The following is a 25,805-nucleotide window of genomic DNA, read 5'->3' as shown; positions in this document are numbered from 1 at the left end:
CTAACACTCGATGATCTGATCCCTTCGCGTCCCCACGCTCACATACCGGATGGGTGCGCCGGAGAGGTCCTGCAGCCGGTCGAGATAGGCCCGCGCCGCCGGCGGCAGGTCGGCCAGCTTGCGCGCGCCGTCGGTGGGTTGCTGCCACCCCGGGAGCGTCTCGTACACGGGCTCCACGCGGCCGAGTCGTTCGACATCGCTCGGCACTTCGCCGCAGACGTCGCCGTCGAGGCGGTAGGCGGTGCAGACCGGGATCTCGGCGAACGAGTCGAGGACGTCGAGCTTGGTGACCGCCAGCCCGGTCAGGCCGTTGACCCGGACGGAATAGCGGACGACGGTCGCATCAAACCAGCCGCAGCGACGTGGCCGGCCGGTGGTGGCGCCGAACTCGCCCCCAAGGGTGCGCAGCCGCTCCTCGAGGTCCCCGCCCGCTTCGGTCGGCAGCGGGCCGTTGCCGACGCGGGTCGTGTAGGCCTTGACCACGCCGAGGACGCCGTCGATCTCGGTCGGACCGATGCCGGCGCCGATCGCCGCGCCACCGGCCGTGGTGTTGGACGAGGTCACGAACGGGTAGGTGCCGTGGTCCACGTCGAGCAGGGCGCCCTGTGCGCCCTCAAGAAGGACGCGCTGGCCCCCGCGGAGCGCCTGGTGGACCATCAATCCCGTGTCCGTCGCCAAGGGCCGCAGACGGGCACCCAGGCGTGCCATCAAGGCGAGATGCTCGTCCAGGTCGGCGCGCATCGTCGACCCCATCATCGCGAGGAGCGCATTGGCTCGCTCGATGCGCTCCGCCACCATCTCCCGCGACACGGTGGCGCGGATCAGGTCGGCGACGCGGACACCGCGGCGGCCGATCTTGTCTTCGTACGTCGGGCCGATGCCCCGCCCCGTCGTCCCGATCTGCTGCTGCTTCTCGCTCGCCGCGTCCAGCAGCTTGTGGTACGGCAGGACGACGTGGGCGCGGTCGGAGATGAACAGCCGTCCGCCGACATCGATCCCCTGCGTGGCCAATTCGTCGAGCTCGGCGAAGAAGGTCTCGGGATCGAGCACGACGCCGTTGCCCACGACGCACTTCGCCCCGGCGTGGAGGATCCCCGAGGGGATCTGGTGCAGGACGAATTGCCGATCGCCGACGACCACGGTGTGGCCGGCATTGGCGCCGCCCTGATAGCGGACGACGACGTTCGCCTGCTCCGCGAGGACGTCGACGAGCTTCCCCTTCCCTTCGTCGCCCCACTGGGCGCCGACCACCACGATGCAGCTGTGCTTCCGGTCGAACATGGCTCACCCTTCCGGCACAAGAAAACGGCCCCTCGCGAGGCCGTTGAACGACTTCCCCGAAAGCTAGTGCGTCCGGGGCCGGGGGGTCAATTCAGCGGCGATGCCCGCCTCGGCCATCGCCCTCGCGAAGGTCTCCCCCTTTCCCTCCTTGGTGGCGCGGTCGAGCGCCTTCTGGAGGGCCGCGGCCTCGCCCCCGCCGGCCAGCGCGTCCCGCAGGGCCGGAATCGGTTCCATCCACTCGAGGATCGGCAGCCGCCCCTCACCCTCCGGGTTGGCGACCAGGCGCTGGGCCACCACGGCACGCAGCACCACGGCGAGCCGCATCCGTCCGACGTCGCGTTCCCCGGCGGGCAACGTCGCCACCAGCTGCATCAGCGCCGAGGTGGCGTCGCTGGCGCTGACCGCCGCCAGCACCAGGCAGCCCGACTCTGCGGCGCGGATGGCGCGATCCACGGCGAGCGAGTCGCGGAGATCCCCGATGACGATGACGTCGGCGTCCTGCCGGAGCGCGGCGTGAATGCCGCCGGCCACATCCGCCGTGTCGGTGCCGATCTCGCGCTGGGTGATCGAGCTGGCGAGATCACGGTGGAGGAACTCGATCGGATCCTCGAGCGTCACGACGTGCCGCTCCCGTGAACGGTTGATGTGATGCACCATCGCGGCAATGGTCGAGGTCTTCCCCGAGCCACTCGGGCCCGCCACGATCACCAGTCCGTCCTCGGCCTCGGCGAAGCGCGCGACGAACTCGGGCAGCCGCAGCCCCTCGGGCGTGGGCACCGAGAACTGGATGACCCGCAGCACCACCATGAACGACGATCGCTGCCGGGAGACATTGACGCGGAAGCGGCCGATCCCGGGCACCCCCCACGAGCAATCGAAGTCGCGCAGCGTGTCGAGGCGAGGGTCGTCGAGTTCGATGCCGGCGAAGGTCGCGGCCAGTGCGCGCGTCTGCGCCGGCGTCAGGCGCTGCTTGGTCAACGGCACCAGCACGCCGCCGACCCGCGCCCGGAAGACGTCCCCGGCCTTGGCGTGGACGTCGGAGGCATCGCGCAGCACCGCGGCCTTGAGGACTCGCGCCAGCATCGGCGAAGTGGTGGTCATGCTCCCTCCACGAGAAAGCCCATCCGGTCGGTCACATCGGTCATCGTTTCGGCCGCCAGACGACGGGCGGTGGCGGCACCATCACCGAGCACCTGGCGCACCACCCCGGGCTGCGCGCGTAGTTCGAGCGAGCGCTCGCGCATCGGGGCCAGTCGTGCCGTCAGGTTCGCCGCCAGCACCTTCTTGCAATCGATGCAGCCCCACCCGGCACTGCGACAGTTGGCGGCCACCTCGACCACCGTGGCCTCGGGGGAGAAGTGGCGGTGGAGCGCGTAGATGTTGCAGATCTCCGGCGTGCCCGGGTCCGTCTTCAGCTTCCGCGCCGGATCGGTCATCGCCGGCCGCAGCTTCTGCCAGATCGACTCGGGCGACTCGGTGACCCCGATCGTGTTGCCGAGCGACTTCGACATCTTCGCCTGCCCGTCGAGGCCGATGATTCGTTTCGCCGGCGAGAGGATCGGCTTCGGTTCCGGAAAGAACGGCGTCTCCTTCGCAAAGGCGGCGTTCCAGCGCCGGGCCAGTTCGCGCGCGAGCTCGAGGTGCTGCACCTGATCTTCGCCGACCGGCACCGACTCCGCACGATAGAGGAGGATGTCGGCCGCCATCAGCACCGGATAGGTGAGCAAGCCGGTCGGCACCGATTCGAACCGCTGCGACTTATCCTTGTACTGGGTCATGCGCTCGAGTTCACCGAGCGGTGCGATCGTGGCCAGCAGCCAGGCGAGCGTGGCGTGTTGCGGCACGTGACTTTGTACGAAGAGCACGGCGCGCGACGGGTCGACGCCGGCGGCCAGGAGCGAGATCGCCATCTCCCGCGTGCGGTCCGCCAGTGTCGCGACGTCGTAGCTGCCGGTGATCGCATGCTGATCGACGACGCAGTAGAGACAATCGTTGCCATCCTGGAGGGCGACGTAGTTCTGGATCGCCCCGAGCCAGTTGCCAATGTGCATTTCACCGGAGGGCTGGATGCCCGAGAAGATGCGTGCCATGGCGGCAAACTACCGCCAGCGCAGGGGGGCGGCAACATGAGCCGGGACGCCGCCGCCCTGGCGCGACTGGCCGAACGGGCCGCCGCCCGTGCCGCCACCTTCCTCCTGAACGCCCGCCGGCCGGACCCTGCCGAGTGGACCGCCAAGGGCCACCACGACTACGTCACCGCGATCGATCAGGGGGCGGAGGAGCGGATACGCGAGACGCTGTTGCGGGCCGAGCCGTCCAGCCGGGTCCTGGGCGAAGAGATGTCGCCCGATGCGATGGCGATGGACGGCCTGGTCTGGGTGGTGGACCCGCTCGACGGCACCACCAACTTCCTCCACGGCCACCCAACGTGGTGCGTCTCGATCGGCGCGGCGATCGACGGCCAGCTCGTGGCCGGGACCGTCTTCCACGCCACGATGCACCGACGCTATACCGCCTGGCAGGGTGGCGGGGCCTGGGCCAACGGGGAACGGATGCGGGTCTCCACCATTCGGGAGCCCGGCCAGGCGCTGATCGGGACAGGTTTCCCGTTCAAGCACCCCGACATGATTCCGACCTACCTCCCCCAGATGGCCGCCGTGCTCTCCGCGACCGCGGGCGTCCGGCGCGGTGGTTCCGCGGCGCTCGACCTGGTCGATGTGGCGCTGGGGCGCTTCGAGGGGTTCTGGGAACTGATGCTGGCACCATGGGACATGGCGGCGGGGATCGTGCTGGTGCGCGAAGCGGGAGGGGTGGTCACCGATTTCGACGGTCGGGACATCGGCGTGGAGCACAGCGGGGTAGTGGCGGGGAGTGCGGAGATGGCGGGGTGGTTGCGGGGCGTCGTAAGTCGTAAGTCGTAAGTCGTAAGTCGTGAGCTACGACCTACGACCTATGACCTTACTTACGACCCGTCTGTGAGCACCCTCGGCCCACTCTCCAGAATCGCCACCGTGTGCTCGAAGTGGGCAGCGAGTGATCCGTCTGCCGTGACCACGGTCCACTTGTCCTTGAGCGTCTTGGTCGCGGGCTTGCCCAGCGTGATCATCGGCTCGATGGCGAGGGTCATGCCGGCGCGAAGCGCCGCGCCGCGTCCCGGCTTGCCGAAGTTGGGAACCTGCGGCTCCTCATGGAACCGGGTGCCGATGCCGTGGCCCACGAGTTCGCGCACCACGCCAAAGCCGGCCGCCTCGGCCACGGTCTGCACGGCGTGGCCGATGTCACCGACCTGGTGCCCGACCGTGCAGGCGGCGATCCCGGCGACGAGGGACTCCTGCGTCACGTCGAGGAGTCGCTGCGCTTCGGCCGTGATCTCCCCGACGGGCATGGTCGTGGCCGAGTCGGCGTGCAGTCCCTCGATGCAGACGCCGCAATCCACGGAGACGATCGACCCCTCGGCGAGGATGCGCCGGGGCGAGGGGATGCCGTGGACGATCTCCTCGTCGATGGAAATGCAGAGCGTCTTCGGGAAGCCGTAGAGGCCCTTGAACGAGGGGAGTGCGCCGGGGTGCGACCGGATGAAGCGTTCGGCCTCCGCATCGAGATCCTCGGTCGACATCCCGGGGCGGATGATCTCTCGCATCCGTTGCAGCGTGGCGTGCAGGATCCGTCCGGCGCGGGCCATGGTGTCCAGCTCCCGCGCCGACTTGATGGTGATCACGCCGTCGACACCGCCGCACGCACGCGCGCGGCAACCTCGTCGACGCTCCCGACCGCGTCGATGATCGTCACGCCACAGTGCGCCTCATACCAGGCGAGCACCGGCGCCGTCTGCCGACGATAGGCCTCGAGGCGGGTGGCGACCGCGGCCGGATCGTCGTCGGCGCGCCCCTCGATCTCGCGACGCTTGACCAGGCGACCGAGAATCACCTCATCGGCAATCTCGAAGAAGAGGACGTGGGTCATCTTCCGCTTCGCATCGGCGAGCAGGGCGGCCATCCCCTCCGCCTGCGGGATGGTGCGCACCACGCCGTCGAAGATCACGCCCTGCGCGGCCTCCGGCTTGGCCAACTCGGCGCGGATGACTCCGAGGATCAGGTCATCCCCCACCAGGTGACCGGCCTCCATGAGGGCGCGCGCCTGCAGCCCGAGCGGCGTGCCGCGCTTGACCGCGTCGCGCAGGAGGTCCCCGGTGGCAAACTTCGGCAGGCCGAGGGACTCGGCGAGCAGTGCGCCCTGAGTGCCCTTGCCGGCGCCCGGCGGGCCAAGAAGCAGGATGTCCACGAGCGAACTCCGTGCGTGCGAGAAAATCAGGGGGTGATCGCTAAACGGTAAACGGTGAACGGGTCGGAAGGCCATCCCGTTCACCGTTCACCGTTCACAATAGTGCCGTGCGGTCGTCCGGCCTACATCCCGAAGCGGCTCGAACGGCCGCGATACTTGATGCGACCCGACTTCATGAAGCCGTCGTACTTGCGCAGCGTGCGGTGCTGCTCGATCTGGGCGATCGTGTCGAGCATGACGCCGACCACGATCAGGATCGAGGTGCCGCCGAGCGAGAACTGCGACACGCCGAGCGCCCCGGCCACGATGATCGGCACGATGGCGATGAAGGCGAGAAAGAGCGAGCCCGGAAGCGTGATCCGGCCGAGGACGCCGTCGATGTAGTCGGCAGTCGCGGAGCCCGGCTTGACGCCCGGAATGAAGGCGCCCTGCTTCTTCAGGTTCTCGGCCAGCTCGACCGAGTTGAAGATGATCGAGGTGTAGAAGTACGAGAACACCACGATCAGCAGCGCGAAGATGAGCGAGTACGCGGTGGTGTCGGGCGCCAGGAAGTTCGCGAACTCGGTCATCATCTCCGAGCTCGAGAAGCGCGCGGCCGTGGTCGGCACCAGGATGACCGTCTGGGCGAAGATGATCGGCATCACGCCGGCGGTGATCAGCCGGATCGGGATGAAGGTCTTCTGGCCTTCGCGGATCCGGCCGCGGCCCATCACCTTGCGCGGGATCTGGATCGGAATCTTCCGCGAGGCGAGCGTCATCGCCACGACGCCGGCCACCATGGCGACCAGGACGACGAGGAAGGTCGAGGCGCCCAGGAACGACACCACGCCGTCCTTCACGAAGCCGACGAGCTGGAGCAGCGAGGGCCAGAGGCGCTCGAGGATCGAGACCGCGATGAGCAGGCTCATCCCGTTGCCGATGCCGCGCTCGGTGATCTGCTCGCCAAGCCACATCACGAAGATCGCGCCGGTGGTCAGCGTCGCCACCATCACGAAGCGCGAGAGCATCCCGATCTCGGGCACGGCGCCCGGAATCGACTCGACGAAGAGCGTGAAGGTGTAGGCCTGCGCCAGGGCGATCGCCACCGTGAGGTAGCGGGTCCACTGGGTGATCTGCTTCCGGCCTTCCTCGTCCTTCTGCATCTTGCTGAGGGTCGGCACGACGCCGGCGCCCAGCTGGAAGACGATGGACGCGGAGATGTACGGCATGATGCCGAGGGCGAAGATCGCCGCCTTCTGCAGGTTGCCGCCCAGGGCGTCATACAACTGGAAGAGCCCGGCCGAGGCCGAACTCTGGATCGCGGTCGAGAGGGCCACGACATCCACCATCGGCGCCGCGATGTGGGCACCGACCCGGTAGATCAGCACGGCCATCAGGACGAACTTGAGCTTCTTGCTCAGCTCGTCATCGATGTTGAGGCCCGGCGTGGTGGGCGCGGTCATCAGTCCTCGACCCGGCCGCCTGCCGCCTCGACCTTCACCTTCGCCGCCGCGGAGACCGGCATGCCGCGGACGGTGACGGCGCGAGTGATCTCGCCGTGGCCGAGCAGCTTCACCGGCTCATCGACGTTCTTGAGAATGCCGGCGGCGAACAGCGTGGCCGGCGAGATCTCCGCGTCGGTCACCTTCGCCAGGTGGCGGAGGTTCACGGCGAGGAAGGTCACCTTGAACGGGTTCGTGAAGCCGCGCTTCGGGAGGCGGCGGTACATCGGCATCTGGCCGCCTTCGAAGCCCGGGTTCGTGGCGCCGCCGGAGCGGGCCTTCGAACCCTTGTGGCCCTTGCCGGAGGTCTTGCCGGTGCCCGAGCCCGGACCCCGCCCGATCCGCTTCCGGTTCCGGTGCGAGCCCGGGGCCGGACGCAGGTTCGACAGCGTGATCTGCTCGACGCCCTTGGTCTTGTCTGCCATGCTTACTTGCTCCCGGCCGGCGACACCTCGACGAGGTGGCGCACCTTGAACAGCATCCCGCGCATCGTCGCGGTATTGTCGACTTCGATCACGGCCTGGTGGTGGCGCAGCCCGATCGACTTGAGCGTCCGATTCATCGTCTCGGCGTGGCCGATGCCCGACCGGATCTGCTTGACCCGGAGGCGCGTCGCCTCAGCCTCGCTGGGGATGACGGCGGCATGATGCGCCGGTCCCTGGCGACCAACAACTGGATTCCGTCCCATGACTCAGGCCTCCTGACGGGCGCGATAGCCGATCTGGTCCACTTCGACGCCGCGCTCGCGCGCGATCTGCGCGACCGACACCAGCGACTGCAGCCCCTGGACCGTGGCCCGCACCATGTTGTGCGGATTGTTCGAGCCAAGGCTCTTGGTGAGGATGTCGGTGATCCCGGCACACTCGAGCACCATGCGGACGGGGCCACCGGCGATGACGCCGGTACCGCTCGCCGCCGGCCGCAGCAGGACGCGACCCGCGCCGTGCTCGCCGATGATCTCGTGCGGAATCGTGGTGCCCGTCCGGGGGATGACGACCATCGCCCGCTTGGCCGCCTCGACCGCCTTGCGCACCGCCTCGGAGACTTCGTTCGCCTTGCCCGTCGCGATGCCGATCTTCCCCTTCCCGTCGCCAATCGCCACGAGGGCGTTGAACGAGAAGCGGCGACCGCCCTTCACGACCTTGGCGACGCGATTGATCGACACGACGTTCTCGACGAATTCCTTCTCCGCCTCGTTGCGGTCGTCACGACGCGGACCACCCCGCCCGCCGCCGCCCGGACCACGGCCGCCGCCACCCTGCCCGCCCCCGCGACCGGGGCCACGCCCGCGGTTGCCGTGCGTGCCGGTGCCGCCACCGCCACCCATGCCACCCTGCTGCCCGCCGCTGTTGTTGCTCGGCCGCGGGGCTTCGGGGGCGCTCGCCGTTTCCGGCGCCTTCGTCTCGTCGCTCATTAGAACTCCAATCCGCCCTCGCGGGCGCCCTCGGCCACGGCCTTCACACGGCCGTGATACTGGTAGCCAGCCCGGTCGAACACCACCTTGGTGATCCCGGCGGCCTTCGCCTTCTCGGCCAGCAACTGGCCGACGGCGGCAGCCTTCGCAGTCTTCCCTTCACCCTTGAGGGCGATGCCCTCGGAGGTATCCGAGACACCGAGCAGGGCCACGCCAAGGTCGTCGTTGACGAGCTGGGCGTAGATGTGCTTCAGCGAACGGTACACCACGAGGCGCGGACGCTCGGCGGTGCCGGCCACCCGAAGGCGGACGCGGAGGTGACGACGATAGCGGCGGTCTTCCCGGCGCTTCGGTGAATGAATAGCCCGCATTACTTGGCTCCCGTCTTGCCCGCCTTGCGGCGGACCTGCTCACCCTGGTAACGAATGCCCTTCCCCTTGTACGGCTCGGGCGGGCGCACGCTGCGAATCTCGGCGGCCACCTGGCCGACCAGTTCCTTGTTGATCCCCTCCACCTTGAGCAGCGTCGGGGTCTCGCAGATCAGCTTGATCCCGTCCGGCGCCTTGATGGGCACCTGGTGGGAGAGGCCGACGACGAGGTTGACGCCGTAGGGCTTCGCTTCGGCCTTGTAGCCGACGCCCTGCAGCTCGAGCGCCTTCACGTAGCCCTTCGACACGCCCTCGACCATGTTGGCCACGAGGGTGCGCGAGAGGCCGTGGAGCGCCTTGTGCCGGGTCGCCTCACTCGGGCGCTCGACCAGGATCTCGCCGCCTTCCATCCGCAGCGTGATGTCCTGGGGCAGGGTGCGGGTGAGCGAGCCCTTCGGCCCCTTCACCGTCACCGTGGTCCCCTCGATGCTCGCCGTGACGCCGGCCGGCAACGGAATCGCCTTCTTGCCAATGCGTGACATGGCCGCCTCCTACCAGACGACGGCGAGAAGTTCGCCGCCCAGGTTGGCCGTGCGCGCGTCGCGGTCCGTCATCAACCCCTTCGGGGTCGAGACGATCGCGATGCCGAGCCCGTTCTTCACGCGCGGGAGGTCGCGGCACTTGACGTACCGACGGAGCCCCGGCGAGGAGACGCGCTGCAGCTCGCGAATCACCGGCATTTCGTTGTGGTACTTCAGGTACAGGCGGAGCGTCCCCGCAGGGCCGTCCTCCAGCACCTTGAAGTCCGCGATGTAGTGATTGTCGCGCAGCAGGCGCGCGAGCTCGCTCTTGAGCTTCGACGCGGGCATGTCCACGCGCTTGTGCCCCGCCGAGCAGGCGTTGCGGATGCGAGTCAGCATGTCCGCGACTGGATCTGTCATGCTCATGCGTTGCCGTCCCTCTTGGTCCCGTTCGTCATCATCATCGCGCTCCCTCAGGCCACTCGGAGAGACGTCGGCGTCTCCCCGCGGAAGGGCCAGCCAAACTCGCGCAGCAGCGCCATCGCGAGATCATCGCGACCCGCCGTGGTCACCAGCGTGATGTCCATCCCGTGGACATTCTCGACCTTGTCGTAGTCGATCTCCGGGAAGACCATCTGTTCCTTGATCCCGAAGGTGTAGTTGCCGCGACCGTCGAAGCTCTTCGTCGGCAGCCCGCGGAAGTCGCGCATGCGCGGCACCGAGAGCGTGATGAAGCGGTCGAGGAACTCGTACATCCGGGCGCCGCGCAGGGTCACCGCGCAGCCGACCGGCATCCCGGCCCGGAGGCCGAAATTCGCGATCGCCTTCTTCGCCTTGGTCACCACGGCCTTCTGCCCGGTGACCATCGCCAACTCCTCGACCGCGACGTCGACCAGGCGCGGCGTCTTGGCGCCCTCACCCAGGCCGACGTTGAGCACGATCTTCACGAGCTTCGGCACGGCGTTCGGGTTGGTGAGGCCGAACTGCTTCACCAGCCGCGCGCGCACGACCTCTTCGTAGTGGAGCTGCATGCGGGGCTTGCCCACGCGTGCCTTGGGGGCGGCGTCGACCGGCAGGGTCGAGACCGCGCCCTTGGCGCCGCCCGAGCTCGCCTTCTTGCCGCTCGCCGCGCCGCCACCCTTCGCGCCGCCGCCACCCTTGGCCGGCGCCTTCGCGCCGTCCTTGCCGCCCTTCGTCGGAGTCTTCGCCATTACCGGGTCCTCGGAATTGCTGCCCCGGACTTGATGGCGATCCGCTCCACGGTCCCGTCAGCATCCTTCTGCCGCCGGATCCGGGTCGGTGCGCCCGTCGTCGGGTCGATCAGCATCACCTTCGAGTGGTGGAGCGGAGCGGCGAACGTGAAGATGCCCCCCTCCGTCGTCTGGGTCGGGCGGCGGTGCCGCTTCGCCAGGTTCACGCCATCCACGGTCACGCGGCCGGTCTTCGGGTAGACCCGAAGGACGGTGCCGCGCTTCCCCTTGTCGTCGCCCGAGATCACCTGGATGGTGTCACCCTTGGTGATGTGCATCCGGACCGACACGGGCGCCTTGTGACGGACGCGCTTCGCCTTCTTGTAGACGAGCTGCTTCATGTCAGAGCACCTCCGGCGCCAGCGAGACGATCTTCATGTAGCGCTTCTCGCGCAGCTCGCGGGCCACCGGCCCGAAGATGCGGGTCGCCTTCGGTTCGCCCTTGTCATCGATGATGACCGCCGCGTTCTCGTCGAAGCGGATGTACGACCCGTCCTTCCGGCGCACTTCCTTCGCGGTCCGCACGATCACGGCCTTCGCCACGTCGCCCTTCTTCACCTGGCCGGTCGGAATGGCGTCCTTGATCGCCACCACCACCCGGTCGCCCAGGGAGGCGTAGCGCCGCCGCGACCCGCCGAGGACCCGGATCACGAGCGCCTTACGGGCCCCCGAGTTGTCCGCGATCTTCAGGATGCTCTCCTGCTGTACCATCGTCTCGTCTCCCCGGCCTAGCGAGCCCGCAGAACCAGCTCAACAGTCCGCCAATGGACCGTCTTCGCCAGCTTGCGCGTCTCCATGATCTTCACCGTGTCGCCCGCCTTGGCGTCATGGTCGTTGCGAACCTTCACCTTCTTGCTGCGGGTGACCTGCTTCCCGTACTTCGGATGCGCCAGGCGGCGCTCCAGCACGACGGTCACCGTCTTCTGCATCTTGTCGCTCGTCACGACGCCCGTACGGATCTTCCGGGCGAGGCGTTCGGCGGCAGTCGTCTTCTCAGTCATCGCCATCTCCTCACGCCTCGCGGCGCTTCTCGCCCAGGATCGTCAACACCCGCGCCACATCGCGTCGGATGGTCCGGAACCGCATCGGATTTTCAATCGTCTCCGTCGCGGCGCGGAAGCGCAGGCGGAAGCGCTCCTCCCGCAGCTCGGCCAATTTTGCCTCGAGCTCCTCGACCGAGAGCGCCCGCAGGTCCACGCTATTCGTCATGCCTCAGATCTCCTCGCGCTTGAGGACGCGGGTCCGGACCGGCAGCTTCGCCTGGGCCAGCGCCAACGCGGCACGAGCCAACTCTTCCGTCACGCCATCCACTTCGAAGAGCACGCGGCCCGGCTTGATCACGGCCACCCACCCTTCCGGATTGCCCTTGCCCTTGCCCATGCGGGTTTCGGCCGGCTTCTTCGTGATCGGCTTGTCCGGGAAGATCCGGATCCACACCTTGCCGCCACGCTTCATCTCACGGGTCATCGCCACGCGGGCCGCCTCGATCTGGCGGTTGGTGATCCACCCCGGCTCGAGCGAGGTGATCGCCCACTCGCCGAACGCCACGGAATTCCCGCGGGTGGCCACGCCCTTCGTGCGCCCCTTGAACGTCTTGCGGAACTTGATCCGCTTCGGTGCCAACATGGTGTCAGGCCCCCGTGCTGTAGGTGCGGCCGCTCATGTCGTCCACGACCTCGCCCTTGAAGATCCAGACCTTGATGCCGATGGCGCCGTAGGTCGTCTTCGCCGTGCCCGTCGCGTAGTCGATGTCGGCGCGCAGCGTGTGGAGCGGCACCCGCCCTTCGCGGTAGCCTTCCGTCCGCGCGATTTCGGCGCCGCCGAGGCGACCCGCCGCCCGCACGCGGATGCCCTGGGCGCCCATCCGCATCGCGCTCTGCACGGCGCGCTTGAGCGCCCGGCGGAACGAGATGCGCTGCTCCAGCTGCGCGGCGATGTTGTCGGCGACCAGCTTGGCCGAGAGCTCCGGCCGCTTGATCTCCTCGACGTTCACCGCGACATCCTTGTTCACCTTCAACTGGCGCTCGAGCACCATGGCCAGCTCCTCGCGGAGCTTGTCCACTTCGGCGCCGCGCTTGCCGATCACCACGCCCGGTCGCCCGGTGTGAATCGTGACCGTCACCTTGCCCGGCTTCCGCTCGATGTGCACTTCGGCGATCGCCGCGTGCCCGAGACGGCGCTGGATGTAGTCACGGATCAGGCGGTCCTCGGCCAGCAGCGCCGGCATGTCCTTCGCCGCCGCATACCACCGCGACAGCGGCTGCTTGGTGATCCCGAGCCGGAATCCGACTGGATGCGTCTTCTGACCCATTACTTCGCCCCCTTCGTCGTCACGGCAATCTTGACGTGACTGGTCGGCTTCCGGATCGGCGTCGCCCGGCCCTGTGCCGCGGCGGCGAACCGCTTGAGCGGCGAGCCCATGTCCACCTGCGCATCCGAGACGACCAGCAGGTCGACGTCGAACGCCTCGTTGGCCAGGAGGGCCTTCTGCTCCGCATTCGCGACCGCCGACTTCAGCGTCTTCGCGATCTGCTTCGCCGCCAGCTTCTTGTTGAACATGAGGAGCGCGTAGGCCTCATTGACATTCTTGCCACGGATCAGGTCCATCACCAGGCGCATCTTGCGCGGGGACTGCCGAACCGAGCGCTGAATCGCATAGCCATGCATATCAGGCCTTCGCCTTCTTGTCCGCGACCAGCTTGCCGCTGTGGCCGCGGAACAGTCGGGTCGGCGCGAACTCGCCCAGCTTGTGGCCGACCATGTTCTCGGAGACGTACACCGGGACGAACTTGTTCCCGTTGTGCACGGCGAAGGTGTGACCGACGAACTCGGGGAGAATGGTGCTCGCCCGGCTCCAGGTCTTGACGACCTTCTTCTCGTTCTTGCTGTTCAGGGCGACGACCTTGTCGGCCAGCGCCTGCTGAACGAAGGGGCCCTTCCGGATGCTGCGTGCCATTACTTGGTCGCCTTCCCGCGCTTGCGCCCGCGCACGATGAGTCGGTTCGATGCCTTCTTCCGCTTCCGCGTCTTCGTCCCCTCAGGCTTGCCCCAAGGCGAGACCGGCGGACGTCCGCCCGAGGTCTTGCCTTCGCCGCCGCCGAGCGGGTGGTCCACCGGGTTCATGGCAACGCCGCGCACGTGCGGCCGCTTGCCCTGCCACCGGCTCTTGCCGGCCTTGCCGACCGAGAGCAGCTCGTGTTCCGAGTTGCCGACCTCGCCAATCGTCGCCAGGCAGCGGCCATGCACCAGCCGCATTTCCGACGACTTCATCCGCAGCGTCACGTACTCGCCCTCGCGGGCCAGCACCTGGGCGCCCTGACCGGCCGAGCGGGCCATCTGGCCGCCCTTGCCGATCTTCAGCTCGATGTTGTGCACCATGGTACCCAGCGGCACCTCGGCCAGCGGCACCGCGTTGCCCACGCGGATGTCGCTCCCCGGGCCGCTCATCACCATGTCGCCCTGCTTCAGGCCGGCCGGATGCAGGATGTAGCGCTTCTCGCCGTCGGCGTAGAAGAGCAGTGCAATCCGGGCCGTGCGGTTCGGATCGTACTCGATCTCGGCCACGCGCGCCGGGATCCCGAACTTGTCGCGCTTGAAGTCGACGCGACGGTACATCTGCTTGTGGCCACCGCCGCGATGCCGCGAGGTGACGTGGCCCTGGTTGTTGCGGCCGCCCGACGACGTCAGGGGCTCGAGCAACGACTTCTCAGGGGTGCCCCGGGTGATCTCGTCGAAACCCGAGACCGAACGGAAGCGCGTGCCCGCAGTGATCGGGCGGAACTGACGAATACTCATTTAGCCCTCGAACACGGCCAATGATTCGCCGTCCTTCAGGGTCACGATGGCCTTCTTCCAACGCGGCGTCACGCCACGGGTCTTGCCCCGGGCGATCGCGTTGCGGCGCATCTGCATGGTGCGAACTTTGGTGGCATTCACGCCGAAGAACTGCTTCAGCGCCGCCTTGATCTGGTCCTTGGTCGCCTCCGGATGCACCTCGAAGACGTACTCGCCGCGATCCTGCCACGCGGCCGAGCTCTTCTCGGTGATCATCGGACGCACCAGGATGCCGTGCAGGTCCGCCATCACTCACTCTCCGTCGTGGGGGCGGCCTTCTTCTTGGCAGCCGACTTCTTCGCCTTCGGGGCCGCCTCGGTCTCCTCGACCTCGGCCTCGCCGCCGAACGCCGTCCCCTCGATCACCAGCGCGTCCGCGCGCAGGATGTCATACGCCGAGGCGTCGGCAAACGGCAACACCGTGAGGTGCGGCACGTTGCGGGCGCTCAGGTACACCGCCGGCTTGCTGCCGTCGGTCAGGATCAGCGTCTTCACGCCCTCGAGCGACAGCTTGGCCAGCAGGCCGAGCAGCTCCTGGGTCTTCGGCGCCTGGAAGGCAACCGTCTCGATCACGTGCAGCATTCCCTCGCGGGCCCGGGCATTGAGCGCCGAGCGGCGGGCGAGCTGACGGACCTTCTTCGGCAACTCGGTCCGGTACGAGCGCGGGCTCGGACCGAAGGCGACACCGCCGCCACGCCAATGCGGCGCGCGGTTCGAGCCCTGACGGGCGCGGCCGGTGCCCTTCTGCTTGTACGGCTTGCGACCACCGCCGGAGACTTCGGCGCGGGTCTTCACCTTGTGCGTGCCCTGGCGCTGGTTGCCGAGGAACGACTTCACCGCCTGGTGGAGCACGTCCTCGTTCACCGTGCCGTCGAACAGCTCGGCCGGGAGCGCATACGCCTCGGCGCGCTTCACGCCCTTGGCGGAATAATGCGGCGCGTTAATCATGGCGGCTCTTTCCTCCCTGCTTCGCGACCGTCACGATGCCGTTCTTCGAGCCGGGGACTGCCCCGCGCACGAACAGCAGGTTCCGCTCGGCGTCGACCCGGACAATCGTCAGGCCCATTTCGGTGTGACGCTCGGCACCGTGGTGGCCGGGCATCTTCTTCCCCTTGATCACGCGCGACGGGTCCGTGCCGGGGCCGATCGAGCCGGGCTTCCGGTGACGGGTGTTGCCGTGCGAGGCGGGGCCGCCGTGGAAGCCGTGCCGGTGGACGACACCCTGGAAACCGCGACCCTTCGTCGTCCCGGTGACCTTGACCAGGTCGCCGTCGGCGAAGATGTCGACCGTCACCATCGAGCCGGCGGTCAGCTCCATCCCAGGAACCTGGAACGAGCGGATCACCTGCGGGGCGTAGTCGAAGCCAGCCTTCTTGGCGTGGCCGAGGGCGGCGCCGGTCGTGCGCTGCGCCTTGCGCCGGCCGTAGCCGAGCTGCGCCTGCGCCTCGTTGACCTGGAGCACCGGGCAGGGCCCAGCCTCGATCACCGTCACCGGCACTGCCGTGCCGTCCGCGGCAAACACACGCGTCATGCCGAGCTTGCGTCCAATGATGGCCATGGACTACTCGACCTTGATCTCGACGTCCACGCCGGCCGGAAGATCCAGCTTCGTCAGCGCGTCCATCGTCTGGGGCCTGGAGTCGTGGATGTCGAGCAGGCGCTTGTGCGTCCGCAGCTCGAACTGTTCACGGCTCTTCTTGTCGACGTGCGGCGAGCGCAGCACCGTCCACCGCTCGGTCTTCACCGGCAGGGGAATCGGTCCCGACACTTGCGCACCGGTCTTTTCCGCAGTGCGTACGATATCCGCCGCGGCCTGGTCCAGCACCACGTGGTCGAACGCCTTGAGGCGGATCCGGATCTTTCCAGCCATCGTGAGTCCTCTCTGATGCTCATCATGGCGCGGGATTGTCCCGCGTCACTGCCGCTGTGGGGCGACATTGCCCCCCTGCCTTCCACCGCGATCATCGATCATCGATGATCGATGATCGATCGTGCCTTACTTCAGGATCTTCGTCACGACCCCGGCGCCGACCGTGCGGCCACCCTCGCGGATCGCGAAGCGCAGCCCCTCGTCCATCGCCACCGGCGTGATCAACGTGATCGTCATCTGGATGTTGTCGCCCGGCATCACCATCTCCACGCCCGCCGGCAACTCGCAGCTCCCCGTCACGTCCGTCGTGCGGAAGTAGAACTGCGGCCGGTAGCCCTTGAAGAACGGCGTGTGACGGCCCCCTTCATCCTTGCCCAGCACGTAGACCTCGGCCTCGAACTCCGTGTGCGGCTTCACCGACCCCGGCTTCGCCAGCACCATCCCGCGCTCGATTTCGTTCTTGTCCACGCCCCGGAGCAGCAACCCGACGTTGTCGCCCGCCATGCCCGAGTCCAGCAGCTTGCGGAACATCTCGACGCCCGTCACGATCGCCTTCTTCTCCGCCCCGAAGCCCACCAGCTGGACCTCTTCCTGCACCTTGACCTGGCCGCGCTCGATCCGGCCCGTCGCCACCGTGCCGCGGCCGGTGATCGAGAACACGTCCTCGACCGGCATCAGGAACGGCTTGTCGGTCTCGCGGATCGGCTCCGGGATGTACGTGTCCAGCGCGTCGTACAGCTCCTGGATCTTCTCGACCCACACCGGATCGCCCTCGATCGCCTTGATCGCCGAGCCCCGGATCACCGGCGCGTTGTCGCCGTCGAACTGGTACTGCGTCAACAGCTCGCGGACCTCGAGCTCGACCAGGTCGAGCAGTTCCGCGTCGTCGACCAGGTCGCACTTGTTCAGGAAGACCACGACCTTCGGCACGTTCACCTGGCGCGCCAGGAGGATGTGCTCGCGGGTCTGCGGCATCGGGCCGTCCACGGCCGACACCACGAGGATCGCGCCGTCCATCTGCGCCGCACCCGTGATCATGTTCTTCACGTAGTCCGCGTGGCCCGGGCAGTCGACGTGCGCGTAGTGGCGGTTCGCCGTCTCGTACTCGACGTGCGAGGTCGCGATCGTCAGGATCTTCGTCGAGTCACGACGCCCCTGCGATTCCGACGCCTTCGCCACTTCGTCGTACGCCACGTACTTCGTCCCGAAGCCCTTGTCGGCCGAGACCTTCGTCAGCGCGGCCGTCGTCGTCGTCTTGCCGTGGTCGACGTGACCGATCGTCCCGACGTTCACGTGCGGCTTGCTGCGGTCAAACTTTGCCTTGGCCATGTCCCGATCTCCGCTACAGCGTTGTGGTCTTCGCCAGTATGGGCGCAGCATGCTGCGCCCCTACAACCCGTCCTTCGTACCGCTTGTCGGGGGGCGCGGCAGGCCGCGCCCCTACGACCCCTACGTTACGACCGCACCACGTCCCGGCCGGCGTTCTTCGCGATGATCTGCTCGGCCACCGCCTTCGGGACTTCCTCGTAGTGCGCGAACTGCATCGTGTAGACCGCCCGGCCCTGCGTCGCGCTGCGCAACGTGGTCGAGTAGCCGAACATCTCGGCGAGCGGGACGTGGCCGGCGACGACCTGCGACTCGCCGCGCTGCGTCATGCCGCCGATCTTGCCGCGCCGCGACGAGAGGTCGCCGATGACCGCGCCGAGGAAGTCCTCGGGGCAGACCACTTCGACTTCCATGATCGGCTCGAGGATGATCGGGCCGGCCATGCGGACCGCTTCCTTGATCGCCATCGAGCCGGCGATCTTGAACGCCATTTCGCTCGAGTCGACGTCGTGGTACGAGCCGAACACCAGCGTCGCCTTCACGTCGACCATCGGGTAGCCGGCGAGGACGCCGTTCTCGAGGGCCTCGCGCATGCCCGCTTCGGCCGGCTTGATGAACTCGCGCGGCACCACGCCGCCGACAATCTTGTCGACGAAGGTGAAGCCGGTGCCCTGGTCACCCGGCTCGCAGTTGATGACGACGTGGCCGAACTGGCCCTTGCCGCCCGACTGCCGGACGAACTTCCCTTCGACGTTCTGCACGGCCTTGGTGATCGTCTCGCGGAAGGCCACCTGCGGACGGCCGACGTTGGCCTCGACCTTGAACTCGCGGCGCATGCGGTCCACCAGGATTTCCAGGTGGAGCTCGCCCATGCCGGCGATGATCGTCTGCGAGGTCTCCGGGTCGGTCCGCACGCGGAACGTCGGATCCTCCTCGGCCAGCTTCTGCATCGCGATCGCGAGCTTGTCCTGGTCGGCCTTCGACTTCGGCTCGATCGCCACGTCGATGACCGGCTCCGGGAACTTCATCGACTCGAGGATGACCGGATTGTCGGCATCGCAGAGCGTGTCGCCCGTCCGGGTGTCCTTGAGGCCGATCGCCGCGCCGATGTCGCCGGCCAGCACCTCGGAAATTTCTTCACGCTTGTTGGCGTGCATCTGCAGCAGGCGCGACGTCCGCTCCCGCTTGTCCTTGGTGGCGTTGTAGACGTAGCTGCCGGCCTCGAGCTTGCCCGAGTAGACGCGGAAGAACGTCAAGCGGCCGACGAACGGGTCGGTCGCGATCTTGAACGCCAGCGCCGCGAACGGCGCGTCGTCGGTCGCCGGGCGGGCGAGCTTCTTCTCTTCGTCGCCCGGGGCATGGCCTTCGATCGGCGGCACGTCGACCGGGCTCGGCAGGTAGTCGATGACGCAGTCGAGCAGCGCCTGGACGCCCTTGTTCTTGAACGAGGCGCCGCAGAGCACCGGGACGAACTCCATCGCGATCGTCGCCTTGCGGATCGCGTTGTGGATCTCGTCGACCGTCAACTCCTCGCCGCCCAGGTACTTCTCCATCACCGCGTCATCGTACTCGACGGCCGCTTCGATCGCGGCATGCCGCGCCGCGTTGACGACCTCGAGGTACTCGGCGGGACAGTCGACGACCTGGAACTTCTTGCCCATCGTCGAGTCGTCGAAGATGTACTGGCGGCGCGTGATCACGTCGATGTGGCCGGTGAACGTCTCACCCGACCCGACCGGGATCTGCAGGGCGAACGCACGGCGGCTCAGGCGGTCCTTGATCATCGCCAGGCAGCGGTCGAAGTTCGCGCCGACGCGGTCCATCTTGTTCGCGAAGATCATCCGCGGCACGCGATAGCGGTCGGCCTGCTTCCACACCGTCTCGGTCTGCGGCTCGACACCGGCGACCGAGTCGAGCAGCGCGACGCAGCCATCGAGGACGCGCAGCGAGCGCTCCACTTCGACGGTGAAGTCGACGTGGCCCGGCGTGTCGATGATGTTGATGCGGTGCTCCTCGCCCGTCCCGGTCGAGTCGCTCTCGCCATGGCGCGTCCAGAAACACGTGGTCGCGGCCGACGTGATCGTGATCCCGCGCTCCTGCTCCTGCTCCATCCAGTCCATCGTCGCGGCGCCATCGTGGACTTCGCCGATCTTGTGGCTCTTCCCCGTGTAATAGAGGATGCGCTCAGTCGTCGTCGTCTTCCCGGCGTCGATATGGGCCATGATGCCGATGTTGCGATAGAACTGGATCGGTGTATGTCGCGCCATGCTCTCCAACTCCCAGCGAAAAAGCGGGGCGACCGGACCGGACCCGAGGGTCCGCGGTATCGCTCCGCGCCACGTCCGGGCTTTCACCCGAGACAGGAACCCCCAAAGGGAGTCCCGGCGTCATTTCGAAGGTCCAGAGGTGGGTGGGGTGACTCCCCGCTCACGTTGACCTGATGATCTCAAAATCAGCCCTGCCGCCTCACCCGATACGGGCGAGGCATGCCTCGCCCCTACTACCAGCGATAGTGCGCGAAGGCCCGGTTCGCTTCCGCCATGCGGTGCGTATCGTCCTTCTTCTTGATCGTGTTGCCTTCGCCCTTCGAGGCGAGGATCAGCTCGGCGGCAAGCCGCTCCGCCATCGTCTTCTCACCACGGGCGCGGGCATACGAGATCAACCAGCGCATCGCCAACGCGGTCCGACGCTCCGGCCGCACTTCGACAGGGACCTGGAGCGAGGCACCGCCAACGCGGCGGCTCTTCACTTCGACGGCCGGCTTGGCGTTGTTCACGGCCTGCTTGAACACGGCCACGCCCGGCTGCCCGGTGCGCTCTTCGATCATGTCCATCGCGCCGTAGAAAATGCTCTCGGCCAGCGACTTCTTCCCGTCGAACATCAGGTTGCTGACGAACTTCGATACCGTCTGGGAATCGTACCGCGGATCCGGCGGGACGACGCGCTTCACGGCCTTGGTGCGACGACTCACTTCTTACCTCCCTTGCCCTTGGCTGCCACTGCGCCGGCCTTCGGCCGCTTGGCGCCGTACTTCGAACGGCTCTGACGGCGGTCATTGACGCCGGCGGCGTCAAGGGTGCCGCGGAGAATGTGGTAGCGCACACCCGGCAAGTCCTTCACACGGCCGCCCCGGATCAGGACGATCGAGTGTTCCTGCAGGTTGTGGCCTTCGCCCGGGATGTACGCGATCACTTCGATGCCGTTCACCAGGCGCACCTTGGCCACCTTCCGGAGCGCCGAGTTCGGCTTCTTCGGGGTGGTGGTGTAGACGCGCGTGCAAACCCCGCGCTTCTGCGGGTTTCCCTGAAGGTGCGGCGCCTTGCCCTTGTAGATGGGCTCCTGGCGACCATGGCGGAGCAGCTGATTGATCGTCGGCATCGGATTCCGGTCGTGCGTTCATCGTTTGGCCGAAAAGGAGAAAAGACCCCTTTTGGGCGACAGATCCACAAGATACGGGGGAACCGCAACCCGGTCAAGGGAGCGGGATACGGAGTGACCGGTGACCAGTCACCCGTAACCAGGGAACCTCGGCCTTCGGTTGTCCCATAATGAAACGGCGACCGGGGTTCTCCCGATCGCCGCTCACTGGTTACTCGTCACCGGTTACTGGTCACCAGCCGTTCAGACCTCGATCTCATCCCCGATCAGCAGGGCGACATCGGGCACCGGCGCCTCCTCCACGACCTCAACCGGCGGCGGCGGCTCGAAGCCCGCCGGCGGCTGGATTTCCAGGTCGACGTACCGGTAGTGACCGGTGCCGGCCGGAATCAGGTGGCCGATGATGATGTTCTCCTTCAGCCCCTTCAGGTCGTCCTTGGCGCCGCGGATCGCCGCGTCGGTCAGGATCCGGGTGGTCTCCTGGAAGGAGGCCGCCGAGATGAACGACTGCGTGGTCAGCGAGGCCTTGGTGATGCCGAGCAGGACCGGCTCGGCGTTCGCCGGGTCGCCCTTCTTCTTCATCACCCGCTCGTTCTCGTCGCGGTAGGTGAGACGATCCACCGTCTCGCCGTCGAGGAACGAGGTCTCGCCCGGATCGGTGACGCGCACCTTCTGCAGCATCTGCCGGACGATGACGCCGATGTGCTTGTCGTTGATTCGCACGCCCTGGAGTCGGTAGACCTCCTGGACCTCGTTCAACAGGTATTCCTGCACCGCGCGCGGACCCTTGATCTGCAGGATCTCGTGCGGCGACACCGGGCCCTCGGTCAGGCGGTCACCCGCGCGCACGCGGTCGCCCTCGTGCACCCGGAGGTGCTTGCCGGCCGGCACTTCGTACAGACGCGCCTCGGCCGCTTCCGGAATCGTCCCGTCCGGCGCCAGCGGATAGACGTAGATCTCGCGCTTGCCGCGCTTGATCTCGCCGAACTTCACCATGCCGTCGATCTCGGCCATCGTCGCCGGATCCTTCGGACGACGCGCCTCGAAGAGCTCGGCGATCCGCGGCAGACCACCGGTGATGTCGCGCGTCTTGTAGGCCTGACGCGGAATCTTGGTGATCGTGACACCCTTGCTGATCTTCACCGGCTCGGAGAGGAAGACCGTCTTGTCCTTGCTCTCCTTCTTCGACTTGCTCGGCCACGCGACGTTGATCGGGTGCTCGGTGACCTTGAAGTGCTCCGACCACGGGTTCGCTTCCGGCGGCAGGTCGAGGGCCCGGGTGACCGGGTCCGTCGGCGAGCCGAGGATGATGCGCGACCCTTCGGCCAGGGTGTATTCCTGCGGGTCCTTCCGGTTGACCTGGTACACCAGGACGGACGGATGGAGCTCGCGATCCGGATCGGTCACGACGACGATCGAGCGCAGGCCGGTGCCTTCGTCCAGCTCCTCGCGGAGCGTGACGCCCGGCACCAGGTCCTTCCACCGGAGCTCGCCGTCGACCTTGATGATGCTCGGGTCGTTGTACGGGTCCCACGTGTACAGGATCGACGCCCGCTTGTCGTTGTCGCCCTTCGATGCCAGGTCCCCTTCCTTGATCTGCAGGAAGGCGCCTTCGGGCACCGGGTAGCGATTGAGCGCGCGCTTCGGATCCTTCGGATCGACCAGGACGATGCCCGCCTTGGTCTCTTCCGTGGCCGACTCGGTCTCGCGCGTGAGGGCGATGCGGACCGTGGTCCGGATGCCATCCTCGTACTCGACCGGCACGTCCGCCCACTCGAGGTCGTCCGTGTAGGTGACCAGGCCGTCGGTCCGCGCGCGACGCTCCGCCTCTTCGGCGATGCGCGACGAGGTGCCGCCGATGTGGAACGTCCGCAGGGTCAGCTGCGTGCCCGGCTCGCCGATGGACTGCGCCGCGAGAATGCCGACCGCCTCGCCCAGGTCCACCATTTCCATGGTGGCCAGGTTGCGGCCGTAGCACATCCGGCAGACGCCGCGCTTCGACTCGCAGGTGAGCACGGAGCGGATCTTGACCTTCTCGATCCCGGAGTCGTCGATCTGCTGCGCGATCTCCTCGTCGATGAGCTCGCCGGCCTGGACCAGGAGACGGGCATCGCCGAACTCGTCGAGCACGTGCGGATCGGTGACGTCGTCGGCCGCGACCGTGCCGAGAATCCGGTCACGCAACGGCTCGATGATGTCCTCGCCTTCCTTGAGCGGCGACATCTCCAGCCCCATCACCGTGCCGCAATCCTCTTCGGTGATCGTGACGTCCTGCGCCACGTCGCAGAGGCGGCGGGTCAGGTAGCCGGCGTCGGCCGTCTTCAGGGCGGTGTCGGCCAGACCCTTCCGCGCGCCGTGGGTCGAGATGAAGTACTCGAGCACCGTGAGGCCTTCGCGGAAGTTCGACTTGATCGGCGATTCGATGATTTCGCCGATGCCGCCGGTCAGCTTCTTCTGCGGCTTCGCCATCAGGCCGCGCATGCCGGCCAGCTGCCGGATCTGGTCGCGCGATCCGCGGGAGCCGGAGTCGTACATCATGTACACCGGGTTGTACCCGCCGCGCGACTTCCGCATCGCGGTGAGCATCGCCTCGGCGACGTCGTTGTTGGCGTGCGTCCAGGCGTCGATGACCTTGTTGTAGCGCTCGCCGAAGGTGATCTGGCCCGTGTTGTACGCCTTCTGGAACCGCTCGACGCGCTTCTGCGCCTCGGCGAGCAGCTCCTGCTTCTCGCCCGGGATCTCGAGGTCCTCGATGCCGATGGAGATGCCGCCGCCCGTGGCGAACTCGAACCCGAACCGCTTGAGGCGGTCGAGGAAGTCCACCGTCTCGCGGAGCCCGGCACGCCGGTAGCTCTGCAGCACCATCTCGGAGAGCTGCTTCTTCTTCATCAGCTCGTCACGGAAGCCGAGCTCGGCCACCACGCGACGCGGCAGGATGTTGTTGAACAGCACCCGGCCCGCGGTCGTCTTGACCCAGCGCGGCCGTGCATCCTCGGACTCGGCCGGCGGGATGAACCAGTAGTAGATCGCCGTCTGGTGCCGGATGGTGCCGTGCAGCAGCGCCATCTCGAGTTCCGCGATGGCGGCGTAGTACGGCGCGTCCTTCCAGAGCTCGGCCTTGACGGCGTCGAGCTTGCTGGCGGGCACCCGCATCTTCTCCTCGAAGTGCGGCGGGAGCTTGGTGAGGAAGTACGACCCCAGCACCATGTCCTGCGACGGTTCCGCCACCGGGCGGCCGTCGGACGGCTTCAGGATGTTGTTCGACGACACCATCAGGAGGCGTGCCTCGAGCTGCGCCTCGAACGAGAGCGGCACGTGCACGGCCATCTGGTCGCCGTCGAAGTCGGCGTTGAACGCCGCGCAGACGAGCGGGTGAATCCGGATCGCCTTGCCCTCGACCAGCTTCGGCTCGAACGCCTGGATGCCGAGGCGGTGCAGCGTCGGGGCGCGGTTGAGCAGCACCGGATGGTCCTGAATGATCTCCTCGAGGATCTCGTACACCTCGGGGCTCTCACGCTCGACGATCTTCTTGGCGCGCTTCACCGTCTCCGCAATCCCCTTCTCCACCAACTTGTGGATGATGAAGGGCTTGAAGAGTTCCACGGCCATCGTCTTCGGGAGGCCGCACTGGTGCAGGCGGAGTTCCGGACCGACGACGATGACCGACCGGCCGGAGTAGTCGACGCGCTTGCCGAGCAGGTTCTGCCGGAAGCGGCCCTGCTTGCCCTTGAGCATGTCGGACAGCGACTTCAGCGGGCGCTTGCCGCGGCCGCGGATCGCCTTGCTGCGGCGGCCGTTGTCGAACAGCGCGTCGACGGCCTCCTGCAGCATGCGCTTCTCGTTCCGGAGGATGACTTCCGGCGCCTTGTGCTGGATCAGCTTCTGCAGGCGGTTGTTCCGGTTGATCACGCGCCGGTACAGGTCGTTCAGGTCGGACGTGGCGAAGCGCCCGCCGTCAAGCGGCACCAGCGGCCGCAGGTCGGGCGGAATCACCGGGATGACGTCCATGATCATCCACGTCGGATCGTTCGGATCCTCGCCGTTGTCGCCCGACCCCAGGAAGGCGTCGACGATCTTCAGGCGCTTGAGCATCTGCTTCTTGCGGTGCTGCGACGTCTCGGTGGAGACCGAGGCGCGGAGCTGCTCCGCGACCAGCTTGATGTCGAGGCGACGGAGGAGCTCGCGCACGGCCGGCGCGCCGATCTCGGCGCGGAAGGCCGCGTCATTCTCGTCGCGCGCCTTCATGCGCAGCGCGAGGTACTCGTCCTCGTCGAGCAGCTGCTTCTCCTCGACTTCCTGCTTGCCCGGATCGAGGACGATGTAGCTCGAATAGTACAGGACGCGCTCGAGCTCCTTGAGCGTGATGTCGATCAGGTTGCCCATCGGCGACGGCAGCGTCTTGAAGAACCAGATGTGCGCGACCGGCACGGAGAGCTCGATGTGGCCCATCCGCTCCCGGCGCACCTTCGACAGCGTCACCTCGACGCCGCAGCGGTCGCAGATCACGCCGCGATAGCGGATCCGCTTGTACTTGCCGCAATGGCATTCCCAGTCCTTGACCGGGCCGAAGATGCGCTCGCAGAACAGGCCGTCCTTTTCCGGCTTGAACGAGCGGTAGTTGATGGTCTCGGGCTTGGTGACCTCGCCCCACGACCACCAGTAGCGCGACCCCTGGAGTTCCAGGCGCTCGCGCTCCTTGGGATCGCGCGGGCCCCGGATTTCCTCGGGGCTCGCGATCCGGATGCTGATGTAGTCGAAGCTCGAGCTCTTGGGCTCGCGTCCGCTGCGGAAGTCGATCATTG

Annotated in this window: 32 protein-coding genes; 1 reads left to right on the top strand and 31 read right to left on the bottom strand. The window is 67.3% G+C overall.

Annotated elements, in window-relative coordinates:
* The 3 genes from IPG05_03440 to trpS all read right to left on the bottom strand — a co-directional run bounded on the left by IPG05_03440 (position 1) and on the right by trpS (position 3,371).
* The gene (locus IPG05_03440; protein MBK6494145.1) at positions 1 to 1,281 is read right to left on the bottom strand and encodes an adenylosuccinate synthase; all 1,281 of its coding nucleotides are present in this window, start codon (positions 1,279 to 1,281) and stop codon (positions 1 to 3) included.
* 63 nt (positions 1,282 to 1,344) lie between these two features.
* Positions 1,345 to 2,382 carry a Flp pilus assembly complex ATPase component TadA gene (gene tadA, locus IPG05_03435; protein MBK6494144.1) on the bottom strand — a complete coding sequence of 346 codons (1,038 nt, stop codon included), beginning with the start codon at positions 2,380 to 2,382 and terminating at the stop codon, positions 1,345 to 1,347.
* Entirely contained in the window at positions 2,379 to 3,371 is a 993-nt protein-coding gene (gene trpS / locus IPG05_03430) for a tryptophan--tRNA ligase (protein MBK6494143.1), read from the bottom strand. Before trpS ends, tadA begins: the two co-directional genes overlap by 4 nt.
* 36 nt (positions 3,372 to 3,407) lie before the next feature.
* Here trpS and IPG05_03425 point away from each other — a divergent pair, with 36 nt between their 5' ends.
* The gene (locus tag IPG05_03425; GenBank protein ID MBK6494142.1) at positions 3,408 to 4,202 is read left to right on the top strand and encodes an inositol monophosphatase; all 795 of its coding nucleotides are present in this window, start codon (positions 3,408 to 3,410) and stop codon (positions 4,200 to 4,202) included.
* 41 nt (positions 4,203 to 4,243) lie between these two features.
* On the opposite strand, the gene map is transcribed toward IPG05_03425, so the two are convergent.
* The 28 genes from map to rpoC all read right to left on the bottom strand — a co-directional run bounded on the left by map (position 4,244) and on the right by rpoC (position 25,803).
* Complete coding sequence (gene map / locus IPG05_03420) at positions 4,244 to 4,999, bottom strand: type I methionyl aminopeptidase (protein ID MBK6494141.1); 756 nt, start codon at positions 4,997 to 4,999, stop codon at positions 4,244 to 4,246.
* On the bottom strand, positions 4,996 to 5,637 hold the full coding sequence (locus IPG05_03415; GenBank protein ID MBK6494140.1) for an adenylate kinase: 642 nt from the start codon (positions 5,635 to 5,637) through the stop codon (positions 4,996 to 4,998). Before IPG05_03415 ends, map begins: the two co-directional genes overlap by 4 nt.
* A gap of 47 nt (positions 5,638 to 5,684) precedes the next feature.
* Positions 5,685 to 7,004, bottom strand: coding sequence for a preprotein translocase subunit SecY (gene secY, locus IPG05_03410; GenBank protein ID MBK6494139.1), 1,320 nt, complete (start codon positions 7,002 to 7,004; stop codon positions 5,685 to 5,687).
* Positions 7,004 to 7,438: a 50S ribosomal protein L15 gene (rplO, locus tag IPG05_03405; protein ID MBK6494138.1), complete on the bottom strand. Its 435-nt coding sequence runs from the start codon at positions 7,436 to 7,438 to the stop codon at positions 7,004 to 7,006. Before rplO ends, secY begins: the two co-directional genes overlap by 1 nt.
* A gap of 32 nt (positions 7,439 to 7,470) precedes the next feature.
* Positions 7,471 to 7,731 (bottom strand): 50S ribosomal protein L30, encoded by a 261-nt coding sequence (rpmD, locus tag IPG05_03400; protein MBK6494137.1) that lies wholly within the window; start codon positions 7,729 to 7,731, stop codon positions 7,471 to 7,473.
* Between the two features lie 3 nt (positions 7,732 to 7,734).
* Positions 7,735 to 8,370, bottom strand: coding sequence for a 30S ribosomal protein S5 (gene rpsE, locus IPG05_03395; protein MBK6494136.1), 636 nt, complete (start codon positions 8,368 to 8,370; stop codon positions 7,735 to 7,737).
* Between the two features lie 86 nt (positions 8,371 to 8,456).
* Positions 8,457 to 8,828, bottom strand: a complete 372-nt coding sequence (rplR, locus tag IPG05_03390; protein MBK6494135.1) for a 50S ribosomal protein L18 — start codon at positions 8,826 to 8,828, stop codon at positions 8,457 to 8,459.
* Positions 8,828 to 9,367, bottom strand: a complete 540-nt coding sequence (gene rplF / locus IPG05_03385) for a 50S ribosomal protein L6 (GenBank protein MBK6494134.1) — start codon at positions 9,365 to 9,367, stop codon at positions 8,828 to 8,830. Before rplF ends, rplR begins: the two co-directional genes overlap by 1 nt.
* Before the next feature lie 9 nt (positions 9,368 to 9,376).
* Positions 9,377 to 9,772: a 30S ribosomal protein S8 gene (gene rpsH, locus IPG05_03380; GenBank protein ID MBK6494133.1), complete on the bottom strand. Its 396-nt coding sequence runs from the start codon at positions 9,770 to 9,772 to the stop codon at positions 9,377 to 9,379.
* A gap of 47 nt (positions 9,773 to 9,819) precedes the next feature.
* Positions 9,820 to 10,557 (bottom strand): 50S ribosomal protein L5, encoded by a 738-nt coding sequence (gene rplE / locus IPG05_03375; protein MBK6494132.1) that lies wholly within the window; start codon positions 10,555 to 10,557, stop codon positions 9,820 to 9,822.
* Positions 10,557 to 10,874 carry a 50S ribosomal protein L24 gene (gene rplX, locus IPG05_03370; protein ID MBK6494131.1) on the bottom strand — a complete coding sequence of 106 codons (318 nt, stop codon included), beginning with the start codon at positions 10,872 to 10,874 and terminating at the stop codon, positions 10,557 to 10,559. Before rplX ends, rplE begins: the two co-directional genes overlap by 1 nt.
* Before the next feature lie 64 nt (positions 10,875 to 10,938).
* Positions 10,939 to 11,307: a 50S ribosomal protein L14 gene (rplN, locus tag IPG05_03365; GenBank protein ID MBK6494130.1), complete on the bottom strand. Its 369-nt coding sequence runs from the start codon at positions 11,305 to 11,307 to the stop codon at positions 10,939 to 10,941.
* Positions 11,308 to 11,324: 17 nt separating this feature from the next.
* Positions 11,325 to 11,597: a 30S ribosomal protein S17 gene (gene rpsQ, locus IPG05_03360; GenBank protein MBK6494129.1), complete on the bottom strand. Its 273-nt coding sequence runs from the start codon at positions 11,595 to 11,597 to the stop codon at positions 11,325 to 11,327.
* 10 nt (positions 11,598 to 11,607) lie between these two features.
* Positions 11,608 to 11,805, bottom strand: a complete 198-nt coding sequence (gene rpmC / locus IPG05_03355) for a 50S ribosomal protein L29 (GenBank protein MBK6494128.1) — start codon at positions 11,803 to 11,805, stop codon at positions 11,608 to 11,610.
* 3 nt (positions 11,806 to 11,808) lie between these two features.
* Positions 11,809 to 12,222 carry a 50S ribosomal protein L16 gene (gene rplP / locus IPG05_03350; protein ID MBK6494127.1) on the bottom strand — a complete coding sequence of 138 codons (414 nt, stop codon included), beginning with the start codon at positions 12,220 to 12,222 and terminating at the stop codon, positions 11,809 to 11,811.
* Positions 12,223 to 12,226: 4 nt separating this feature from the next.
* Positions 12,227 to 12,907, bottom strand: a complete 681-nt coding sequence (rpsC, locus tag IPG05_03345; GenBank protein MBK6494126.1) for a 30S ribosomal protein S3 — start codon at positions 12,905 to 12,907, stop codon at positions 12,227 to 12,229.
* Positions 12,907 to 13,263 carry a 50S ribosomal protein L22 gene (rplV, locus tag IPG05_03340; protein MBK6494125.1) on the bottom strand — a complete coding sequence of 119 codons (357 nt, stop codon included), beginning with the start codon at positions 13,261 to 13,263 and terminating at the stop codon, positions 12,907 to 12,909. Before rplV ends, rpsC begins: the two co-directional genes overlap by 1 nt.
* Position 13,264: 1 nt before the next feature.
* Positions 13,265 to 13,552, bottom strand: a complete 288-nt coding sequence (gene rpsS, locus IPG05_03335; protein ID MBK6494124.1) for a 30S ribosomal protein S19 — start codon at positions 13,550 to 13,552, stop codon at positions 13,265 to 13,267.
* Positions 13,552 to 14,391: a 50S ribosomal protein L2 gene (gene rplB / locus IPG05_03330; GenBank protein ID MBK6494123.1), complete on the bottom strand. Its 840-nt coding sequence runs from the start codon at positions 14,389 to 14,391 to the stop codon at positions 13,552 to 13,554. The genes rpsS and rplB overlap by 1 nt, the downstream gene beginning before the upstream one ends.
* On the bottom strand, positions 14,392 to 14,679 hold the full coding sequence (gene rplW, locus IPG05_03325; protein MBK6494122.1) for a 50S ribosomal protein L23: 288 nt from the start codon (positions 14,677 to 14,679) through the stop codon (positions 14,392 to 14,394).
* On the bottom strand, positions 14,679 to 15,377 hold the full coding sequence (gene rplD / locus IPG05_03320; GenBank protein ID MBK6494121.1) for a 50S ribosomal protein L4: 699 nt from the start codon (positions 15,375 to 15,377) through the stop codon (positions 14,679 to 14,681). Before rplD ends, rplW begins: the two co-directional genes overlap by 1 nt.
* Positions 15,370 to 15,987: a 50S ribosomal protein L3 gene (gene rplC / locus IPG05_03315; protein ID MBK6494120.1), complete on the bottom strand. Its 618-nt coding sequence runs from the start codon at positions 15,985 to 15,987 to the stop codon at positions 15,370 to 15,372. Before rplC ends, rplD begins: the two co-directional genes overlap by 8 nt.
* Before the next feature lie 3 nt (positions 15,988 to 15,990).
* On the bottom strand, positions 15,991 to 16,299 hold the full coding sequence (gene rpsJ, locus IPG05_03310; GenBank protein MBK6494119.1) for a 30S ribosomal protein S10: 309 nt from the start codon (positions 16,297 to 16,299) through the stop codon (positions 15,991 to 15,993).
* Between the two features lie 126 nt (positions 16,300 to 16,425).
* The gene (gene tuf, locus IPG05_03305; protein ID MBK6494118.1) at positions 16,426 to 17,628 is read right to left on the bottom strand and encodes an elongation factor Tu; all 1,203 of its coding nucleotides are present in this window, start codon (positions 17,626 to 17,628) and stop codon (positions 16,426 to 16,428) included.
* 125 nt (positions 17,629 to 17,753) lie between these two features.
* Complete coding sequence (fusA, locus tag IPG05_03300; GenBank protein ID MBK6494117.1) at positions 17,754 to 19,892, bottom strand: elongation factor G; 2,139 nt, start codon at positions 19,890 to 19,892, stop codon at positions 17,754 to 17,756.
* A 233-nt stretch (positions 19,893 to 20,125) separates the two neighbouring features.
* Positions 20,126 to 20,596: a 30S ribosomal protein S7 gene (gene rpsG, locus IPG05_03295; protein ID MBK6494116.1), complete on the bottom strand. Its 471-nt coding sequence runs from the start codon at positions 20,594 to 20,596 to the stop codon at positions 20,126 to 20,128.
* On the bottom strand, positions 20,593 to 21,003 hold the full coding sequence (locus tag IPG05_03290) for a 30S ribosomal protein S12 (protein MBK6494115.1): 411 nt from the start codon (positions 21,001 to 21,003) through the stop codon (positions 20,593 to 20,595). Before IPG05_03290 ends, rpsG begins: the two co-directional genes overlap by 4 nt.
* A 243-nt stretch (positions 21,004 to 21,246) precedes the next feature.
* Positions 21,247 to 25,803, bottom strand: coding sequence for a DNA-directed RNA polymerase subunit beta' (gene rpoC / locus IPG05_03285; protein ID MBK6494114.1), 4,557 nt, complete (start codon positions 25,801 to 25,803; stop codon positions 21,247 to 21,249).
* Positions 25,804 to 25,805 lie beyond the last annotated feature (2 nt).

This window comes from Gemmatimonadota bacterium (assembly GCA_016704275.1).
In the GTDB taxonomy this organism is placed as follows: domain Bacteria; phylum Gemmatimonadota; class Gemmatimonadetes; order Gemmatimonadales; family GWC2-71-9; genus Palsa-1233.
The sequence above is the reverse complement of the archived record's forward strand: the minus strand, read 5'-3'. Positions and strand labels throughout refer to the sequence as shown.